At 68.1% G+C, this 1921-nt stretch carries 1 protein-coding gene; it reads left to right on the top strand.

Annotation, left to right across the window (positions count from 1 at the left end; all coding sequences use genetic code 11):
• A partial coding sequence (locus ACFVUT_RS37625; protein WP_389661311.1) for a beta-ketoacyl synthase N-terminal-like domain-containing protein occupies positions 1 to 1921 on the top strand: 1921 nt, incomplete at both ends.

Raw genomic sequence — 1921 nt, 5'->3', positions numbered from 1 at the left:
GCGGGTGTGCTGGATGACGGGGTGATTGGTTCGTTGACGCCGGGGCGGGTGGAGGCGGTGTTGCGGCCGAAGGTCGAGGCGGCGCTGAATCTTCATGAGCTGACGCGGGACATGGACCTCGACGCCTTCATCCTCTTCTCCTCCGTGGCCGGCATCTTCGGCAACGCGGGCCAGGCCAACTACGCGGCTGCCAATGCCTTCCTCGACGCCCTCGCCTCGTACCGCAGGGCCGAGGGCCTGCCGGCCCAGTCGCTCGCCTGGGGTTTCTGGGACGAGGCCAGCGGAATGACGGGCAAGCTCTCCAGCGCCGAACGGTCCCGTATCTCGTCCGTGGGTGGCGTCTTCCCCCTGTCTTCCGAGATGGGCGTGGCCCTGTTCGACGCGGCCCAGCAGGTGGCCGAACCGGTCGTCGTCCCCGTCCGACTGGATCTCGCGGCAGTCCGCGCCCAGGGAGACAGCAGCCGGGAACTCTTCCGTGCCCTGGTCCCCGTCGTCACCCGTCGCAAGGCCGGTGGCAAGGCCGAGGTGAACGCCCTCCAGCAGCGCCTGGCCGGTCTCGCCGAGCCCGAGCGGGAGGCGTCCCTGCGCGAACTCGTCCTTGAGCAGGTCGCTTCCGTACTGGGCTTCAGCTCGATCCAGGCCATCGAACCGGAGCGGGCGTTCAAGGACCTCGGCTTCGACTCGTTGCGCGCGGTGGAATTCCGTAACGGACTCGCGGAAGCCACCGGGCTCCGTCTTCCGGCAACCGTGGTCTTCGACTACCCCACTCCGGTGTCGCTGGCGCGGCACCTGCTGGGCGAAGTGGTCGGCACGGACGACCTGCCGGAGCGTGCCGCCGGTGCACTGGCTCCCGCACTTGCTGTCCACGCCGACGATCCGATCGCGATCATCGGGATGGCATGCCGGTACCCGGGCAACATCGGTTCGCCCGAGGACCTCTGGCAGGCCGTCGCGGAGGGCGCCGACCTCATCTCGGACTTCCCCGCCGACCGTGGCTGGGACCTTCGAAAGATCTACGACCCGGAGGGCAGCCGCCCGGACACCAGCTACGTGGCCCGGGGCGGCTTCCTCGACGACGCGGCCGGGTTCGACCCGGGCTTCTTCGGGATCAGCCCCAACGAAGCGCTGATCATGGACCCGCAGCAGCGACTCCTGCTGGAGACATCGTGGGAGGTGTTCGAACGGGCCGGTATCGACCCGTTCTCCCTCAAGGAGAGCAGGACCGGTGTTTTCGCCGGGATGATGTACCACGACTACGCCCACAACGCGAGCACCGGAGGCATCGCCTCCGGCCGCATCTCCTACGTCCTCGGACTTGAGGGCCCGTCGATGACGGTGGATACGGCCTGCTCGTCGTCGCTGGTGGCCCTGCACCTCGCCATCCAGGCTCTGCGCTCCGGCGAGTGCTCGCTCGCCCTGGCCGGCGGCGTCGCCGTCATGTCCGAGCCTGAGGTATTCGTGGAGTTCAGTCGGCAGCGTGGGTTGGCGAGGGACGGGCGGTGCAAGTCGTTCGCGGGTGCGGCGGATGGTGCGGCGTGGTCGGAGGGCGTGGGGGTGCTGTTGGTCGAGCGGCTTTCGGATGCGCGGCGGTTGGGGCATGAGGTCCTGGCGGTGGTGCGGGGGAGCGCCATTAATCAGGATGGGGCGAGTAATGGGTTGACGGCTCCGAATGGTCCGTCGCAGCAGCGGGTGATTCGGGCGGCGTTGGCTGATGCGCAGATTTCTGCTGATCAGGTTGATCTGGTGGAGGCGCATGGGACGGGGACGCGGTTGGGTGATCCGATCGAGGCGCAGGCGTTGTTGTCCACGTATGGGCAGGGGCGGGCGGAGGGTGATCCTTTGTGGTTGGGGTCGTTGAAGTCGAATCTGGGGCATGCGCAGGCGGCTGCGGGTGTGGGTGGGGTGATCAAGGCGGTTGAGG

This window comes from Streptomyces sp. NPDC058051, from assembly GCF_042885475.1.
In the GTDB taxonomy this organism is placed as follows: Bacteria; Actinomycetota; Actinomycetes; order Streptomycetales; family Streptomycetaceae; genus Streptomyces.
This window is presented reverse-complemented; position numbering and strand designations above follow the sequence as displayed.